At 67.1% G+C, this 17,353-nt stretch carries 15 protein-coding genes; 9 read left to right on the forward strand and 6 right to left on the reverse strand.

Annotated elements, in window-relative coordinates; translation table 11 throughout:
* Positions 1–4 precede the first annotated feature (4 nt).
* Positions 5–2,203 carry a S9 family peptidase gene (locus tag G6N77_RS10085; RefSeq protein WP_165182035.1) on the reverse strand — a complete coding sequence of 733 codons (2,199 nt, stop codon included), beginning with the start codon at positions 2,201–2,203 and terminating at the stop codon, positions 5–7.
* A gap of 178 nt (positions 2,204–2,381) precedes the next feature.
* Here G6N77_RS10085 and G6N77_RS10090 point away from each other — a divergent pair, with 178 nt between their 5' ends.
* From G6N77_RS10090 to paaZ, 4 genes are read left to right on the forward strand one after another with little or no spacing between them, the layout of a single operon-like run.
* Positions 2,382–3,611, forward strand: coding sequence for a thiolase family protein (locus G6N77_RS10090; protein WP_165182036.1), 1,230 nt, complete (start codon positions 2,382–2,384; stop codon positions 3,609–3,611).
* Complete coding sequence (locus tag G6N77_RS10095; protein ID WP_165182037.1) at positions 3,608–4,405, forward strand: enoyl-CoA hydratase/isomerase family protein; 798 nt, start codon at positions 3,608–3,610, stop codon at positions 4,403–4,405. Before G6N77_RS10090 ends, G6N77_RS10095 begins: the two co-directional genes overlap by 4 nt.
* Positions 4,402–5,292: a 3-hydroxyacyl-CoA dehydrogenase family protein gene (locus G6N77_RS10100; RefSeq protein ID WP_165182038.1), complete on the forward strand. Its 891-nt coding sequence runs from the start codon at positions 4,402–4,404 to the stop codon at positions 5,290–5,292. The genes G6N77_RS10095 and G6N77_RS10100 overlap by 4 nt, the downstream gene beginning before the upstream one ends.
* Before the next feature lie 30 nt (positions 5,293–5,322).
* Positions 5,323–7,464, forward strand: a complete 2,142-nt coding sequence (paaZ, locus tag G6N77_RS10105) for a phenylacetic acid degradation bifunctional protein PaaZ (protein WP_370875216.1) — start codon at positions 5,323–5,325, stop codon at positions 7,462–7,464.
* A gap of 133 nt (positions 7,465–7,597) precedes the next feature.
* Here paaZ and G6N77_RS10110 read toward each other — a convergent pair whose 3' ends face one another.
* From G6N77_RS10110 to paaI, 5 genes are all read right to left on the reverse strand, one after another.
* Positions 7,598–8,362 (reverse strand): DUF427 domain-containing protein, encoded by a 765-nt coding sequence (locus G6N77_RS10110; protein WP_165182040.1) that lies wholly within the window; start codon positions 8,360–8,362, stop codon positions 7,598–7,600.
* Positions 8,363–8,460: 98 nt separating this feature from the next.
* On the reverse strand, positions 8,461–10,605 hold the full coding sequence (locus G6N77_RS10115; protein WP_165182041.1) for an HNH endonuclease signature motif containing protein: 2,145 nt from the start codon (positions 10,603–10,605) through the stop codon (positions 8,461–8,463).
* A 126-nt stretch (positions 10,606–10,731) separates the two neighbouring features.
* Entirely contained in the window at positions 10,732–11,346 is a 615-nt protein-coding gene (locus G6N77_RS10120) for a TetR/AcrR family transcriptional regulator (RefSeq protein WP_165182042.1), read from the reverse strand.
* Between the two features lie 35 nt (positions 11,347–11,381).
* Complete coding sequence (gene paaK / locus G6N77_RS10125; protein ID WP_165182043.1) at positions 11,382–12,716, reverse strand: phenylacetate--CoA ligase PaaK; 1,335 nt, start codon at positions 12,714–12,716, stop codon at positions 11,382–11,384.
* A gap of 14 nt (positions 12,717–12,730) precedes the next feature.
* A complete protein-coding gene (gene paaI / locus G6N77_RS10130; protein ID WP_165182044.1) occupies positions 12,731–13,168 on the reverse strand; it encodes a hydroxyphenylacetyl-CoA thioesterase PaaI in 438 nt (145 codons plus the stop codon).
* Between the two features lie 159 nt (positions 13,169–13,327).
* Between paaI and paaA the strand changes: the two genes are divergently transcribed.
* From paaA to paaE, 5 genes are read left to right on the forward strand one after another with little or no spacing between them, the layout of a single operon-like run.
* On the forward strand, positions 13,328–14,356 hold the full coding sequence (gene paaA, locus G6N77_RS10135) for a 1,2-phenylacetyl-CoA epoxidase subunit PaaA (RefSeq protein ID WP_165182045.1): 1,029 nt from the start codon (positions 13,328–13,330) through the stop codon (positions 14,354–14,356).
* Positions 14,357–14,358: 2 nt separating this feature from the next.
* Positions 14,359–14,691, forward strand: coding sequence for a 1,2-phenylacetyl-CoA epoxidase subunit PaaB (paaB, locus tag G6N77_RS10140; RefSeq protein ID WP_165182046.1), 333 nt, complete (start codon positions 14,359–14,361; stop codon positions 14,689–14,691).
* Positions 14,692–14,699: 8 nt separating this feature from the next.
* Entirely contained in the window at positions 14,700–15,557 is an 858-nt protein-coding gene (paaC, locus tag G6N77_RS10145; protein ID WP_165182089.1) for a 1,2-phenylacetyl-CoA epoxidase subunit PaaC, read from the forward strand.
* Positions 15,554–16,114 carry a 1,2-phenylacetyl-CoA epoxidase subunit PaaD gene (gene paaD, locus G6N77_RS10150; RefSeq protein WP_165182047.1) on the forward strand — a complete coding sequence of 187 codons (561 nt, stop codon included), beginning with the start codon at positions 15,554–15,556 and terminating at the stop codon, positions 16,112–16,114. Before paaC ends, paaD begins: the two co-directional genes overlap by 4 nt.
* The gene (paaE, locus tag G6N77_RS10155) at positions 16,114–17,325 is read left to right on the forward strand and encodes a 1,2-phenylacetyl-CoA epoxidase subunit PaaE (RefSeq protein WP_165182048.1); all 1,212 of its coding nucleotides are present in this window, start codon (positions 16,114–16,116) and stop codon (positions 17,323–17,325) included. Before paaD ends, paaE begins: the two co-directional genes overlap by 1 nt.
* Positions 17,326–17,353: the final 28 nt, after the last annotated feature.

Below are 17,353 nucleotides of genomic sequence, written 5' to 3' on the forward strand. Positions count from 1 at the left end.
CGGGTTACCGCAGCTCCGTGGCCCCGATCGCGTCGGCCAGGAATGCGTAGTCCCAGGCGCGCGTCTTCCAGCCCTCGTACCGGCCGGACGCGCCGCCGTGGCCGCCGTCCATCTCGATCTTGAGCACAATGGGCTCGGTCCCCGTGGAAGTGGAACGCAGTTCCTGGACCCACTTGGCCGGCTCCACGTACAGCACCCGGGTGTCGTTGAAGCTCGTCACGGCGGCAATCTTCGGGTAGGCCACTGGGCGCACGTTCTCATACGGGGTGTACCCCTTCATGTACTTGTACACCTCCGGGTCCGTGATGGGGTTGCCCCATTCCTCCCATTCCAGGGCGGACAGCGGCAGCTCCGGGTCCAGGATGGTGGTCAGGGCGTCCACGAACGGCACCTGCGCCACGATGGCCGCGTACTTCTCCGGGGCCAGGTTCGCCACGGCGCCCATCAGCAGCCCGCCGGCCGAGCCGCCCATGGCACCGATCCGTGCCGGGTCCACCCAACCGGATCCCGCCAGCCAGTCCGTGGCCGCCACGAAGTCGGTGAAGGTGTTCTTCTTGTTCAGCTTCTTGCCGTCCTCGTACCAGTGCCTGCCCATCTCGCCGCCGCCGCGCACGTGGGCAATGACGAAGACCACGCCGCGGTCCAGAAGGGACAGCCGGGGCACGCCAAAGCCGGGGTCCATGCTGACCTCGTAGGAACCGTAGCCGTACACCACGCCGGCGTTTGACCCGTCCCGGACCAGGTCCGCGCGCCGCAGCACGGACAGCGGCACCCGCGTGCCGTCGCCGGCCACGGCCCACTCGCGCGTGGCCACATAATTCTCGGACCGGTAACCGCCCAGCACGGGGGTCTCCTTGCGCAGCAGCAGTTCGCCGCCCGCCGTGCCCACCGGCAATACGTAGTCGTAAACGCGCGGCGGCGTGAAATCGGAGGTGTAGACCAGCCGGATCACGGGGGACTCAAACTCGCTCCCGCCCATCGAGGCCGTATACAGTTCCTCATCAAAAACAGGCTCGACGCCGGCCGCCTGCGCCGCGGTTCCCAGGCCGTCCAGGGGGGTCACCTGGACGCGCTCAATGGTGTCCTGGCGCAGCGACACCACCATGTGGGTGGCTGTGACGGTGGCGCCGTTGATACGCACGGTCTCGTCATGGGCAATGACGGTGGTCCAGTCCTGATCCGCCAGGGGCTTGGCGAACTCCGCGGCGTCCACCAGGGAAATCATGGAATTGGCGGCGTCGCGGTCATGGGTCAGCAGGACCTTTTCGACACCCTCCCACAGGAACGGTTCGGCGTCGTACAGGACGTGCTCGCTGCGCGGGATGAGCGTCTGCAGGCCCTTTTCGGGGGCGGCGAAGTCCAGCAGGCGGGTTTCGCTGAACTCGGAGCAGCCGATGCTCACGGCCAGGTGGCGGCGGTCGGCGGAGAGGCCGAACCCCGTCCACATGGCCACGTCGTCCTCCTGGTACAGGACCTTGTCTTCGGAGACCGGCGTGCCCAGGACGTGGGTTTTCACCTGGTACGGGCGCCAGGAATCATCCGCCACCATGTAAAAGAGCGTGGTGCCGTCGGGGGAGAAGGCCAGGCCGTAAAACGCCTTGTCGATGGTGTCCGGCAGCAGCTCGCCGGTGCGCAGGTCCTTGATCCGGACGGTGAACAGCTCGTCGCCGGCGTTGTCCACGGCAAAAGCGTACAAATTCCCGTCACGGGTCACGGCGGCACCGCCCAGCGAGAAGAACGGCTGTCCCTCGGCCTCGGCGTTGCCGTCGAGCAAAATGACTTCGCCCGGGACGTCCACGCCGGGCTCCACCACGGGCGGCGTCCAATCCTCGACGGCACTGCCGTCGCCGCTGGCCTTCACCCGGCACTGGATCGAGTAGGCGCTGCCCTCCACCATGCGGGCGTAGTACCACCAGCCGTCCTTGCGGCTCGGCACGGACAGGTCCGTTTCCTGGGTGCGGTTCTTGATCTCATTGAAGATGTCCGTGCGCAGCTGTTCCTGGCCGGCCGTGACGGCGTCAGTAAATGCCTGCTCCGCGTTGAGGTGCGCCACCACTTCCGGGTTGTCCTTCTCGCGCAGCCATTCGTAGTTGTCCGTGAAGGTGTCGCCGTGGTGGGTGCGCTCCACCGGCACCCTTTTGGCGACGGGGGCTGCGGCAGCTTCGGTTGCGGACGGGGTGGCTGCGGCATCGGGAAGGGTCATGGATCCACTGTATAGACCACTGCCCGGCGCGGCACGGGTGTATGCCCACAGCGGAGCGCGGGTTGACCGTGCGCCCCATCACATGGAATATTTATAGAACGAACGGTCGGTAATTTGGCGGCCGGGTCCCTGGCGGAAGCAATTGCCACGCCGCAGAGCACGTTCGAAGGGTACTTTCATGGCCACAGCATCACCACAGGCATTTTTGGTGGACGGCGTCCGGACGCCCGTGGGCCGCTACGGCGGCGCCCTCGCCACCGTCCGGCCCGACGACCTCGCCGCCCTGACCATCAAGGAACTCATCACCCGGACCGGAATCGACCCGGCCGACGTCGACGAGGTCATTTTCGGCAACGCCAACGGCGCCGGTGAGGAAAACCGCAACGTGGCCCGCATGGCCTGGCTGCTGGCTGGCTTCCCCGACACCGTCCCCGGCATCACAGTCAACCGGCTGTGCGCCTCCGGCATGAGCGCCATCACGATGGCGAGCCACATGGTCAAGGCCGGGGCGGCGGACATTGTGGTGGCCGGCGGCGTCGAATCGATGTCCCGGGCGCCCTGGGTCATGGCCAAGCCGGAGAAGGCGTTCGCCAAGCCAGGCGCCACCTTTGACACCTCCATCGGCTGGCGCTTCAGCAACCCCAGTTTCCTTTCCGGGGAGCTGTCCCGCGGCGGAAAAATGACATTCTCCATGTCGGAAACAGCCGAGGAAGTGGCCCGCGTGTACGGCACCTCCCGCGAGGACTGCGACGCCTTTGCTGTCCGCTCCCACGAGCTGGCACTGGCGGCCATTGCGGCCGGCCGGTTCCGGGACGAAATTGTGCCCGTGACGGTCCGCGGCCGCAAGGGCGACACCGTGGTCGACACCGACGAGGGCCCGCGCCCCGGCACCACCGCCGACGTGCTGGCCGGGCTGCGCCCCGTGGTCAAGGGAGGTACCGTGGTCACGGCGGGCAATGCCTCCAGCCTCAACGACGGCGCCTCCGCCATCATCGTCGCCTCCGAAGCTGCCATCCAAAAGTACGGCCTCACCCCGCGCGCCCGCATCATCGACGGCGCCTCGGCCGGCCTGGCCCCGGAAATCATGGGCATGGGGCCCGTCGCCGCCACCCACAAGGTTCTCGAGCGGCAGGGCACGGGCATCAGCCAGCTGGCCGCCGTCGAACTCAACGAGGCGTTCGCCTCCCAGTCGCTGGCCTGCATGCGCGAACTGGGACTGGACACCGGCACCGTCAACAACGACGGCGGCGCCATCGCCCTCGGCCACCCGCTGGGCTCCTCCGGCTCCCGCATAGTCATCACGCTGCTGGGACGCCTGGAACGCGAGGCCCCCGGCGGACTGGGCCTGGCCACCATGTGCGTGGGCGTGGGCCAGGGCGCCGCGCTGCTCGTGGAAGGCCTGTCATGACGCACGACGCCGGGCACCTCCTCGATCCCGCCGCCTTCGCCACGCTTGTGGTCACCGAGGCGGAAGACCGCGTGGCCGTCCAGCTCAACCGGCCAGCGGTGCGGAACGCCATCGACGCGCAGATGGTGGCCGAGCTGCACGCTGTCTGCACCCACCTGGAGGCCCATCCCAAAGTGCTGGTCCTGTCCGGGATACCGGGCGACGAGGCCGCCGGGACCAAGGGGATCTTCGCCTCCGGGGCGGACATTGCCGAACTGCGCGAACGCCGCCGCGACGACGCCCTGGCTGGCATCAACTCCGGCCTGTTCGACCGAATCGCCAAGCTCCCCATGCCCGTCATCGCGGCCCTGGACGGGTATGCACTGGGCGGCGGCGCCGAGCTGGCCTACGCCGCCGACTTCCGCATCGGCACCCGCGCGCTGCGCATGGGCCAACCCGAAACATCGCTGGGCATCATGGCGGCGGCCGGTGCCACGTGGCGGCTGAAGGAACTGGTGGGCGAGCCCGTGGCCAAGCAGATGCTGCTGGCCGGGCGCATCCTCACCGGGGAGGGCTGCCTGGCCGTGGGGCTGGTCACCGAACTCGTGGAATCCGCCGAACTGCTGCCGGCCGCCCACGCACTGGCGGACCGGATCGGGCTGCAGGACCCTTTGGCCGTGCAGGCCACCAAGCGCGTGTTTCACGCCCCGCGTGAAGCCCATCCCGACATAGACAACCACGAGCAGGCCGAACTCTTTGAGTCGCCTGCCAAGTTCGCCCGCATGCAGGCATTCCTGGACAAGAGGAAGAAATGACCCCCACCCCCGACGCTCCCTCACCTTCCGGCGTGTTTTCCCCAACCCTCCCTCACTTTGTGGGGGTCCTGGGCGGCGGGCGCATGGGCGCCGGCATTGCCCACGCCTTCCTGATGGCCGGCTGCGAAGTGCTGGTGGTGGAGCGCGACGGCGACGCTGCCGCAGGCGCCCGCACCCGCGTGGAAGCCTCCGTGGCAAAATCCGTGGAGCGCGGCCTGGCCGGCAGCGCGGAGGGGTTCCTGGACCGGCTTTCAGTGTCCACCGACTACGCGGACTTTGCCGCCTGCGCGCTGGTGGTGGAGGCCGTCCCGGAAATCTGGGAGCTGAAGGTGGCCTCCCTGCAAGACGTGGAAAAGCACCTGGCGCCCACGGCGTTCCTGGCGTCCAACACCTCATCGCTTTCCATGAGCGGGCTCGGCGCTGAGCTGGAACGGCCCGCAAACTTCATCGGCCTGCACTTCTTCAACCCGGTCCCGGCTTCCACGCTGATCGAGGTTGTCATTGCCAAGCAGACCAGCCCCGCCCTGGTGACCACGGCGAAAGGCTGGGTGGAAGCGCTCGGCAAGACCGCCGTCGTGGTTAACGACGCACCGGGGTTCGCCTCGTCCCGCCTGGGCGTGATGCTGGCGCTGGAGGCCATCCGCATGGTGGAGGAGCGCGTGGCGAGTGCCGAGGACATCGACAACGCCATGGTGCTTGGCTACAAACACGCCACTGGCCCGTTGCGCACCACCGATGTTGTGGGCCTGGACGTGCGGCTGGAAATTGCCGAATACCTGGCGGAAACGCTGGGGGAGCGCTTTGCACCGCCGCAGCTGCTCCGGGACAAGGTGGCCCGCGGCGAGCTGGGCCGCAAAACCGGCAAGGGTTTTTTCAACTGGGCATAGGCCCCGCGGATTCGAGGGAAACGGATGGACATGAAGACAGCTATTGAAACGGTGCCCAGCTACATCCAGGATGCCTGGTGGACTCCGGACGACGGCGCCGGGGGCACCGATGCGCGCGACGCCAGCACGGGGGAGGTCCTCGCCCGGGTGTCGGCCGAAGGGCTGGACCTGGCCGCCGCCGTCGAACACGGCAGGACCGTGGGGCAGGCCTCGCTGGGCGGGCTGACCATCCACGAGCGGGCACTGAAGCTGCGCGAGCTGGCGCAGTACCTCAACGGCCGCCGCGAGGAGCTTTACGCAATTTCCGCCCGGACCGGCGCCACGAAGATCGACTCCATGGTGGACATCGACGGCGGCATTGGCGTGCTGTTCACGTTCTCCTCCAAGGGCCGGCGCGAACTGCCGAACGCCAACGTCATTGTGGACGGGCCGGTGGAGGTGCTCAGCAAGGACGGCTCCTTCATCGGCGAGCACATCTACACCCGCATCCCCGGGGTGGCCGTGCAGATCAACGCCTTCAACTTCCCTGTCTGGGGCATGCTGGAAAAGTTCGCCCCCGCCTTCATTGCCGGCGTGCCCACCATCGTCAAGCCGGCCACCCCCAGCGGCTACCTGGCGGAGGCGGCGGTGCGCGCCATCGTTGAATCCGGGATCCTGCCCGCCGGCTCCCTGCAGCTGATTTCCGGCTCCGCCCGGGACCTGCTGGACCGTCTGGACTACCGGGACATGGTCTCCTTCACCGGCTCCGCCAGCACCGCCAACCTGCTGAAGAACCACCCCAATGTGGCCCATGGCGGCGTCCGCTTCACCTCCGAGACCGATTCGCTCAACGCCGCCATCCTGGGCCCCGACGCCGTCCCCGGCACGCCGGAATTCGATGCCTTCGTCAAGTCCGTGGTCACCGAAATGACGGTCAAGGCCGGGCAGAAGTGCACGTCCATCCGGCGCACCATCGTCCCCAATGAGCTGCGCCAGGCGGTCATTGACGCGATTGGCTCGCGGATCACCGAGCGTGTGGTGGTGGGCGATCCCCGCGCCGCCGGCGTGACCATGGGGGCCCTCGCCTCGCTGGAGCAGCTGGCGGACGTCCGCTCCGCCGTCGAGACCATGCTCGCGGCCGGCGGCGAACTCGCCTTCGGCACCCTGGACGCACCCCGGGTGACCCTCGCGGACGGGTCCGTGGCCGCTGTCGCTGACGGTGCATTCATGTCCCCCGTGGTCCTGGGCTGGGCCGACCCCGAGTCCCCGGCCGTCCACACCCTGGAGGCCTTTGGCCCAGTCACCAGCGTGCTGGGTTATGACACGCACGACGGCGGCGCAGAGCAGGGTGTCGACGTCACCGAGGCCGTCCGGCTCGCTGCAATGGGGGCCGGGTCCCTCGTTGCCACCGTGTGCACCAACGATCCTGAGGTCGCCCGGCAATTGGTCACAGGCATTGCAGCCCACCACGGCCGCGTACTGGTCCTTAACCGCGAGGACGCCCGCACGTCAACCGGCCACGGCTCGCCCGTGCCCCACCTGGTGCACGGCGGGCCGGGGCGTGCCGGCGGCGGCGAGGAACTGGGCGGCATCCGCTCCGTCAAGCACCACATGCAGCGCACCGCCATCCAGGGCTCGCCCAACATGCTCACGGCCGTGACAGGTGTGTGGCACACGGGAGCTGACCGGGTGGCTGCCGGCGATCCGGAGTTCGGTGCCGTGGCCGGTGCCGTCCATCCGTTCCGCAAATCCCTGGCCGAGCTGCACATTGGCGACGCATTCGCCTCCGGGCTGCGGCAGGTCACGCTGGAGGACATCACGGCGTTCGCCGACACCACGGGCGACACCTTTTACGCCCACACGGATGCGGTTGCCGCAGAAAAGAATCCGTTTTTCCCGGGCATCGTGGCCCACGGCTACCTGCTGGTGTCCTGGGCGGCCGGGCTGTTCGTGGAACCCGCGCCGGGCCCCGTGCTGGCCAACTACGGGCTGGAAAACCTGCGCTTCATCACACCCGTGGCGGCCGGCGACTCGATCCGCGTGACCCTGACGGCCAAGAAAATCACCCCCCGCGTCACCGACGAATATGGCGAGGTCTGCTGGGACGCGATCCTGCACAATCAAAACGGCGAGATCGTGGCCACTTACGACGTGCTGACGCTCGTGGAGAAAGAGGACACGCTGTACAAGTAGGCAAGACCCTGTGGCGGCCCGGCATTTTTCCGGTGACTATCCGACGCGTCGGCCGCGGGCGGCCTTTGGCGTCTCCTTTACGTCACCTACAAAAAATGCCGGCTCCGCCACTGTCGGGATTACACGCGTCTGTCTATAGCTCCGTGACGTCCACGAGGTGGTCATAGAAGCAGACGTAGCCGGCGATTTCCGCGGCGGGTGGCAACGGCTTCTGGTAGCTCCAGGCCACATCCTCCCCGGACCCGCCCGCCAGCCGCCAGTAGCTGGCCACCCCCTTGTAGGGACACAGCGTTACGGAATCGGTGGGGATCAGCTGGTCCCAGTTCACGTCCGACGGCGGCACATAAATCCGCTCCGCCATGCCTGTCTCAAACACGAGGGCCGGTGTGGTGGATTCAGCCAGCGCCACGCCGCCGCTGCTGACCCTCACGTGCCGGGTGCTGTGCCGGATGTCGATGCGGTGGAAGGGGTCGCGCGGGTGGGCCTGCACGGAGTCGTCCTCCTCCAGCCAGCTGAATGCAGTGGGGTCAAATGCCACGTAGCCGGCGAGGTCCGGGTCGTCCAGCTCAAATGCGCCTCCCGCCGCGGTCTGTCCGCCGGACGAGACGTCCAGTGCCGTTCCCGGGGCGCTGTGCTGGCCAAAGGGAATGCCGGGGTGCAGTACAGGGGGCAGATCCGGTGACGGCGGCGTGGGCGGGGCAGGGCTCAGGACACCCACGACGTCGTTCGCCGGCACCGCGTAGCACGGCACCACCCGCCGTGGTTCCCAAAGCACCACGGCGCTGCGGGTGTCCAGCACGGGGACCCCGCCCAGCAGTGCGCGGATGTGTTTGGCGGTGGGTTCGTAGCGAAGCTCCGGCAGGAGTGCCCAGAGTGAGGCTGATATCTTGGTGGCCATGCCTCCAGCGTGCGCCGTGCCGGGCTGGCCGTCAATCCAGTTGCCGCGGGTACCGTCCCCGGCGCCCCCCGACCGGCGTCCACCGCCCGGGGCCTGAGTCACGACATGCCGCGGTGGTATGTGTTGCGTCGCTCCGTTCGCGTGATGTCGTCACAGTAGGGCGGGGTGAACCAGGCGGTGCCACCGACGAGCCTGACGGTCCAGCCACGCTCGTGGAGATAGTGGTGGTGAAGGCTGCAGCAGAGGACGCCATTGTCCACGCTTGTCGCCCCACCGTCCTTCCAGGGGCGGATGTGATGGGCTTCCGCCCACTGCGGCGGCGCCATGCAGTCCGGATAGGCGCAGCCCATGTCCCGGGCGGCCAGGATCTTTCGTTGTGCGAAGGTGAACAGCCGCTGCGTGCGGCCAACATCCAAAATGCCGCCGTTGCTGTCGCGCAAAAGTTGGGTGACGTCGGCATCGCATAAGTCTTCCTCGAACAGGGCCAGGGGGACCCTGCCGCTGTACGGCACAAGGACCGTGCCGGCAGCAGCCTGTTGGTCGAGGTCTTCCTGGCTTGTGGAGAGGTAGAGCTGGGACTTCAGCCCACCGTTCAGGGGCAGCTTGTCAGTGCGGGCGGCCAAGCGGACGCAATTGATCAGCCCGTCGAGAAGTCTTTGGCCCCGGGTGCGCCTGTCCTGGACGGCCGGGTCGGTGCTTTTGGGGTCGATGGGGTTGAGCCCCTCCAGCTCCGCGTCGGAGCCGGGCTCGGGCACCAACACGCCGTCAACCAGGCGCGGCCACGGCTCTGCGCCGTCACCTTCAGGCTGCGGTGGCCAGTCCGGTGCGGGCCCCAAGGTCCAGGGGACTTCGGCGGCCTGGGATGGCCTGGCCCAGCCGTTGCCAGGGCCGCAGTCGAGGAGGTCCGGGATCCAGAACCACTTGTCGCCGAAAAAGCGGGGCGGGATGGCATGCGGTGGGGCTCCCGGAGGCGGGGCCGGAAGGTCTTGGGCTACCAGTGGCTGAGGCCAACCGGGCGATGCCCATGGGCTGATGGCGACAGAAGGCGGCTTAATCCAGGTGCTGCCGTCGTCCCCTGTGGACGGCGTCCACAAGGGCTGCCTCGGATCCAGGAGGACTGGTGGGGATTGCTGTGCTTGAGGTTCCTGCGGTACTGATGGAGATTGCTGTGGTGGCGGGGATTGCTGTTCTTGAGGTGCCTGCTGTGTCCGCGGGGATTGCGTGGTCTGCCCGGCACGGCCCACGTTCAGCAGTTCTGTCAAGAACTCCAGCTGGTCCGGACCGGGCCCGGCCGGATTGGCTTGCTGTTCCAAGCCCGCCTCATCGTCATTCGCCCGTTTGTCATTCGCCCGTTTGTCATCCGCCTGTTCGGCATCTGCCCCCTCGACATCTTTCACCCTGGGACTCGTGGCCCAACCGATGCCAGCCATGAGGTGCTCATACTGGCGGATGGTTAAATGCCCGTCGATGCGGACCATTCCGCGCCATTGACGGCGGAAGAAGATGCCCTGCTTGGCCAAGAGCTCCGACTCGGACGGCTTTTGCCCGTCCGGGTCAAGGAGTGCCATGGCATGCGCGCCCAGGCGGCGGAGGAATTCAGGCGGCTCAACATCCGCATGCCCGGTGAGATTTTGTTCCAGTTCGCGCACCTTGTTTTCGGGAACGGTCCCCTCAGCGGCAAGGCGTGACGCCGCATCAACAAAACCGGAAATCATGACGGCCTGTTCAGCTGAAACCCGCCCGGAGAACAAGGCCGAGCCCAGCACCGGCTGAGTGGCCTCCGCCGTGACCTTCGTGAGGGCGTCGGTGGTGGGCAGGAAACGACTGGCCAGCCGGAGGCGGCGGGCAGATTCGGCGCGGCTGAGCCTGAGGGAATCGCTCAGGAATTCGCCGGGGGTCCGGGATCCGGATTCTTCGTAACGGCCGTCATCCATGCGGTTCGACAACTCCCCGGCGGCCTGGACCAGGAGGCCTTGCAGGTGCCGGTTGAGCTGCTCCAGCTGTTGGGCCCAGGCGACGGCCTCGGCATCCGTGAGGGTCCCAAGCTCAAGCCCCAAGGGCGAGGAAATGAGGGGTGGGGAAACAGGCGGCGAAGCAACAAGCGGTGAAGACGGTGCCTGTGCTGCTGAGGCGGCCCGCACTAGGGCGTTGGCAAGGCCCAAAAGCTGGTGAATGTGTTCACCAGCCGCGCTCCCATGCTGTGCGGAACCGGGCTCTCCCGGCGTCCTTGCCGTTGCTTCCATGCCTCCACACTACGCGGAAGCACTGACACTGTTCGAGAGAAATTCGAATATGTGGAAAACTCCACAACCTGCTCCACCTGTGGAGGGATGATCCCCGAAAAATCGCCGGTTCGCCGCCGCAGACGGCTACTTGTGCAGCCCTTGGAAGGACATGGTGATGACGTCGTCGGCCAGCTTTTCAGCCGAGAGCGGGCCCCCGGGCTTGTACCACTCCACGATGGAGTTGATGGTGCCAAACAGCAGCCGTGTGATGGTGCCGGGGGCGATGTCGGTGCGCAAGGAGCCTTCCAGCTGGGCAGTGGCGACCAGCCCCGTGATGGTGCGGTCGAAAACGCGGCGCCGGGCCAGGGCGTCGCGTTCCATCTCGGTGTTGCCGCGCAGGCGCAGCAGCAGGGTCACAAAGGGAAGCCGGTCCACCAGCACCCCGATGGTCCCCCGGAGCACAAACTCAAGGCGGGAGTCGGGCGGGCCGGACATGGCGCCGTCGAGCTTCAGGACGCCCTCCAGGCCGCCCATGGCCTCCTCCAAGGCCAGCCGCAGCAGTTCCTCCTTGGACGGGACATGGTGGTAAATGGCGGACTTGGAGATGCCCAGGTGCTCCGCCAGCAAGCCCATCGACGTGGCGTCATAGCCATGTTTGTTGAACACATCCACGGCAATCCGGAGCACTGACTGCTGGTCGTAGCCGGGGCGGCCGCGCTTCGAGGAGGACGTGGCGGTGGCAGGGGCGGAGTTGGGCATGGTTCCTAGTTTCTCACGGGGACTTCGGCTGGGGCTCAATCACCGGCCCTGGGCCCGGCCTTGGGGCGGTTGTCGTAGATCCGGCGGAGCTTGCCGTTGGAGCGTTCCAGCGAGCCTGGTTCAACGACGTCGATCACGCAGGAGGAACCCACATGGATCTTGATTTGGGACTTCAGTTCGGCGGCGGCGGCCGCACGGTCCGAGGGGGTGGTGTTTTCGCGCGGCTCAATGTGGATGGTCATTTCGTCCATCCGGCCCGTGCGGGTCAGTTCCAGCTGAAAATGCGGGCTAAGCGCCGGAATGCGCAGGGCGATTTCCTCGATCTGGGAGGGGAACATGTTCACGCCGCGCAGGATGATCATGTCGTCGCTGCGCCCGGAAATGCGGGACATGCGGCGCATGGAGGGCCGTGCCGTGCCGGGGAGCAGGCTGGAGAGGTCCTTGGTGCGGTAGCGAATGATCGGCAGCGCCTCCTTGGTCAGGGAGGTGAAGACGAGCTCGCCCTTGTGTCCGTCGGGCAAGACAGTGGTGTGGTCGAAGGGGTCAATGATTTCCGGGCGGAAGTGGTCCTCCCAGATGTGGTTGCCGTCCTTGGTTTCCACCGATTCGCCGGCCACGCCAGGCCCCATGACCTCGGACAGCCCGTAAATGTCGCAGGCGTCCAGGTCCATGCCGACTTCCAGCTCGTGCCGCATTTCCTCCGTCCACGGCTCGGCGCCGCAGACGGCAAATTTCAGCGAAGTGCTGCGCGGGTCGATTCCCCGGTGGGTCATCGCGTCCATGATGGTCAGCAGGTAGGTGGGGGTGCACAAGATGGCGTCCGGCTCAAAGTCCAGGATCAGCTGGATCTGCTTTTCCGTCTGCCCGCCGGACATGGGAATCACGGTGGTGCCCAGTGCCTCGGCACCGTAGTGCGCGCCCAGGCCGCCGGTGAACAGTCCGTAGCCGTAGGCGTTGTGGACCTTCATGCCGGGCCGCACGCCGGAAGCCCGCATGGACCGGGCCACCAGGGACGCCCAAACATTGAGGTCGTTTTGGGTGTACCCCACCACCGTGGGCCGGCCCGTGGTGCCGGAGCTGGCGTGGATGCGCACCACCTCGCTCTGCGGCACGGCGAACATGCCAAACGGGTACTCCAGCCGGAGATCTTCCTTGGTGGTGTACGGAAACTTGGCGAGGTCAGGCAGTTCACGGAGATCGGAGGGGTGGACGCCGGCCTCGTCAAACTTGCGCTTGTACATGGGCACCCGGTCGTAGGCGTAGGCCAGGGTGTGCTGAAGCCGGCTGAGTTGGAGGGACTCCAGCTCCTCGCGGCCCATGAGTTCCGCTGCATCCAGCTGCGAGGGGTCGGTCTTGGTGGTGTCGGTCATCGATGACGGACCTTTCAATTCGTGTGTCTATTGGGAATGGTCCGGCTGCGCCCGCGGAATTCGGCCACCACGGTGGGGGAGCCGCCGTTTTCGGCAGTGACCTGCACGTCATACAGCCCGCTGCGGCCCTGCTGCTGGCGGCGGTTGGCGACGGCGGTGATCCGCTGGCCGGCGCGCGTTGGCGCCAGGAAATTGACGTCGACGCCGGACGCCACCGTCACGTGGCTGCTGTCACCCTGGGCGGAGTTGCAGGCCAGGGCAAAGGCGGAGTCGGCGAAGGCAAAAATCATGCCGCCGTGCGTGATGCCGAAGCCGTTCATCATCTCCGGGCGCAGCGTCATGGCAATGGTGGCGTGGCCGTCGCCGAACCCGAGGACCTCAATGCCCAGCCACTCGGACGCGTAGTCGTTCGACAGGATCGGGTGCCGGGCCCCGGCCTCGCTGGACGCCATGTGTTGCTCCTCACTTTTTCTTACCGAATGTTCATTAGGTAATACCCTCCGCACCCGTTCTGTCAATCCGGGCCCGGTGTGATTGACGAGGCGCCCGTCACACTATATTCTGAACGAACGGTCGGTAAATAATGATGGCACCACACTAGAGGAGTTTCCATGGCACGGATCGTGCAGCCGGCGGGCCAGCCCGCCCCCACCAACGCACCCAATGCACCGGACGCCCCAGCCTCGAATGACGCCGCGGGCCAGGCGAACTTTGACGCCATCATTGCCAAGGACTCCCGGGTGGAGCCCAAGGACTGGATGCCGGAGGCCTACCGCCGCTCACTGGTGCGTCAAATCTCCCAGCACGCCCACTCGGAAATCATCGGCATGCAGCCGGAGGCCAACTGGATCACCCGGGCCCCGAGCCTGAAGCGCAAATCAATCCTCATGGCCAAGGTCCAGGACGAGGCCGGCCACGGGCTGTACCTCTACTCCGCCGCGGAAACGCTCGGCACCACGCGCGATGACATGATGGACGCCCTGGTGGCCGGCAAGGCCCGCTATTCCTCCATCTTCAACTACCCCACCGTGACCTGGGCGGACATGGGCGCCATCGGCTGGATGGTGGACGGCGCCGCAATCTGCAACCAGGTGCCGCTGTGCCGCGCCTCCTACGGCCCGTACGGCCGGGCCATGGTGCGCGTGTGCAAGGAGGAGTCCTTCCACCAGCGCCAGGGCTTCGAGATCCTGCTGGAACTGGCCCACGGCACGCCGGAGCAAAAGGCCATGGCGCAGGATGCCGTGAACCGCTGGTATGCCCCGTCGCTGATGATGTTCGGCCCGCCGGATGACGATTCACCCAACTCCAAGCAGTCCATGGCCTGGAACATCAAGCGCTTCAGCAATGACGAGCTCCGCTCCCGCTTCGTGGGCATGCTGGCCGAGCAGGTCAAGGTCCTGGGCCTGACCCTGCCGGACAGTGAGATCCGCTTCAACGAGGACACCAAAAAGTGGGAATACGGCCCCCTGGACTGGGAGGAATTCAAGGAGGTGCTGGCCGGCCGCGGCCCGTGCAACGCCCAGCGCCTGGAACGCCGCCGCTCCGCCCATGAAGACGGCGCCTGGGTCCGCGAGGCTGCCGCCGCCTACCACGACAAGCAGCTGGCCAAGCAGGCCGCCGAACAGAAAGCAGCAGCCTGACCATGAGTGAAGGAACATCAACTGAAGGCGCGACGGCGGCTGCCGGGGCAGGTGCCCACCGCTGGCCCCTGTGGGAGGTATTTGTCCGTTCCAGCCGCGGGCTCAGCCACGTCCACGCCGGATCCCTCCATGCCCCGGACGCCTCCATGGCGCTGCGCAACGCCCGCGACCTCTACACCCGTCGCAACGAGGGCGTGTCCATCTGGGTGGTTCCCTCCGACGCCATCGCCGCCTCCGACCCGGACTCCAAGGGCGCCTTCTTTGAATCGCCCCAGGGCAAGGACTACCGCCACGCCACGTATTACACGAAGAGCGAAGGGGTGAAGCACCTGTGACGGCCGACATGCACGGAGGCGGGGCCTCCCTGGGGGATTCTTCCGCCTCCGCCACGCGCATCACACCCGGTTTCGCACTGCGCCCCGAGGACATTGCGCTTGCCGCCAAGCAAGGCACGGCCAGGCCCGGCGCGGACGTGGCCGAATATGCGCTGCGACTGGGCGACGACGCCCTGATCCTGGCCCAGCGCCTGGGCCACTGGATCTCCCGTGCGCCGGAGCTTGAGGAGGACGTTGCCCTGGGCAACATCGCCCTGGACCAACTGGGCCACGCCCGCTCCTTCCTCACGTATGCGGGCAGCGCCTGGGGCAAGTCCGAGGACGATCTTGCCTATTTCCGCCGCGAACCGGAATTCCGCTCCGCGCACCTCTTTGAACAGCCCAACGGCGACTTTGCCGCCACCATTGCCCGGCAGTTCATTGCAGCCAGCTACCAGTTCCCGCTGTACCGTGAACTGGCCAAGTCCAGCGACCCCATGCTGGCAGCCATCGCCGCCAAGGCGGTCAAGGAAGTTGACTACCACCTGGACCACAGCACCCAATGGGTGCTGCGCCTGGCCGGCGGCACGGAGGAGTCCCGGCGCCGCATGGATGCGGGGCTGAAGCTCATGTGGCCGTTTGTCGGCGAGCTCTTCGAGGACGATCCGCTGACCGCCAAGGTCGGGGACGCCGGCGTCGTGCCGTCATCGTTGAAGGAAGAATTTGACCGGGGCACCGGCGCAGTCCTGGCCGAGGCCGGGCTGGACGTGTCGGGCCACCCCATGGCCACGGGCGGGGGCCGCCAGGGCCGCCACTCCGAATACCTGGGCTTCATCCTGGCGGAGATGCAGGTGCTGGCGCGCGAATTCCCCGGGGCCAGCTGGTGAGTGCCGTGCAGACCGGAACTAGGACGGCGCAGCAGCAGGCCTGGGACGTTGCCGCGCGGGTGTGCGACCCTGAAATCCCCGTGCTGACCATCGCCGACCTGGGCATCCTGCGCAGCGTTGAAGTGTACGACGCCGGGTCCCCGGGTGACGCTGCCCCGCAGCTAAGCGCACCCAAGCCTGCCGTGCAGGTCACCATCACGCCCACCTATTCCGGCTGCCCAGCCATGGAGGCCATCCGCGATGACCTGACGGCAGAATTCAGCCGGGAAGGCTACGCAAAGGTTGACGTGCTCATGGTGCTGTCCCCGGCGTGGACCACCGACTGGATGAGCGAAACGGGCCGGGCCAAGCTGGAGGACTACGGCATTGCCCCGCCCAGCGGGCACTCGCGCGCCGGCGGCCACAGCGGCCCCGTCCGGCTGGCCCTCCAGGTCAAGTGCCCGCAATGCCAATCGCTCAATACCCGCGAACTTACCCGCTTCGGCTCCACCTCCTGCAAGGCGCTCTACGTCTGCCAGGACTGCAAGGAACCGTTTGACTACTTCAAGGTGCTCTAATGACAGTTCCCGCAGACGCCACCGCCCGGCGCCGGGCCTCCTTCCACGCGTTGACGGTCAAGGCCGTCCGCAGGCTCACGGACGACGCCATCGAGGTCGCCTTTGACGTGCCAGCCAAGCTGGCCGGCTGGTACGACTACCTGCCGGGCCAGTATGTGGCCCTGCGCGTGCAGATGCCCGGCCCCGACGGCGTGGACCGCGAGGTGCGCCGCAGCTACTCCATCTGCGCCGTGCCCGAGCAATTTGAGGACGGCAGCTCCGAAGTGCGCGTGGCCATCAAGCGCGACATTGGCGGTGAATTCTCCACCTGGGCCAACGCGTCCCTGGCTGCCGGCGCAGTCATGGACGTCATGAGCCCCATGGGCGCGTTCATCTCCAAGCATGGCAGCCGGGCGGGGTCAGAGGCGGGCGTCTCCAATGTGCTCAACAGCATGAACCACCCGGAAACCCTGGCGCCCACGGCCGGAACGTACGTGGCCATTGCGGCCGGCTCCGGCATCACGCCCGTCATGGCCCTGGCCAAGTCCCTTTTGCGCGGCAACCCGGACACCCGCTTCGACCTGGTCTACGCCAACAAGGCCACCATGGACGTCATGTTCCTGGAGGAACTGGCGGACCTGAAGGACAGGTACCCGCAGCGCTTCGCCCTGCACCACGTGCTCTCCCGCGAACAGCGCATTGCCCCCCTGATGAGCGGGCGCCTCGACGCGGAGAAGCTTCAGGCACTGCTCGGCACCGCCATCCACGCCGACGACGTCGACGAATGGTTCCTGTGCGGGCCCTTCGAACTGGTGCAGCTGTGCCGGGACGTCCTGGAAGCCCGCGGCGTGCCCCGCGACAGGGTCCGCTTTGAACTGTTCACCACGGGCCGCCCCGACCGGCCCGAAGGCCAGGCCGGCCGGCCGGTCCTGGTGGATGAGTCCGAGGAAACGTACAAGATCACCTTCACCCTAGACGGCCTCACGGCGGACATCCTCAGCCCCACGCACGCCCGCGAGTCCATCCTCAACGCTGCCCTGCGCGTACGCCCCGACGTTCCCTTCGCCTGTGCCGGCGGCGTCTGCGGCACCTGCCGGGCCAAGCTGGTGAGCGGCACGGTGGACATGGAGGAAAACTACGCCCTCGAACCCGACGAAGTCGCCAACGGCTACGTCCTCACCTGCCAGTCCCGCCCCACCACCCCCGAGGTCACCGTTGACTACGACGGCTGACGGCCCCGCGCCGCGGGCGGCGGAGCCG

Source organism: Arthrobacter silviterrae, assembly GCF_011045165.1.
Classification (GTDB): Bacteria; Actinomycetota; Actinomycetes; order Actinomycetales; family Micrococcaceae; genus Specibacter; species Specibacter silviterrae.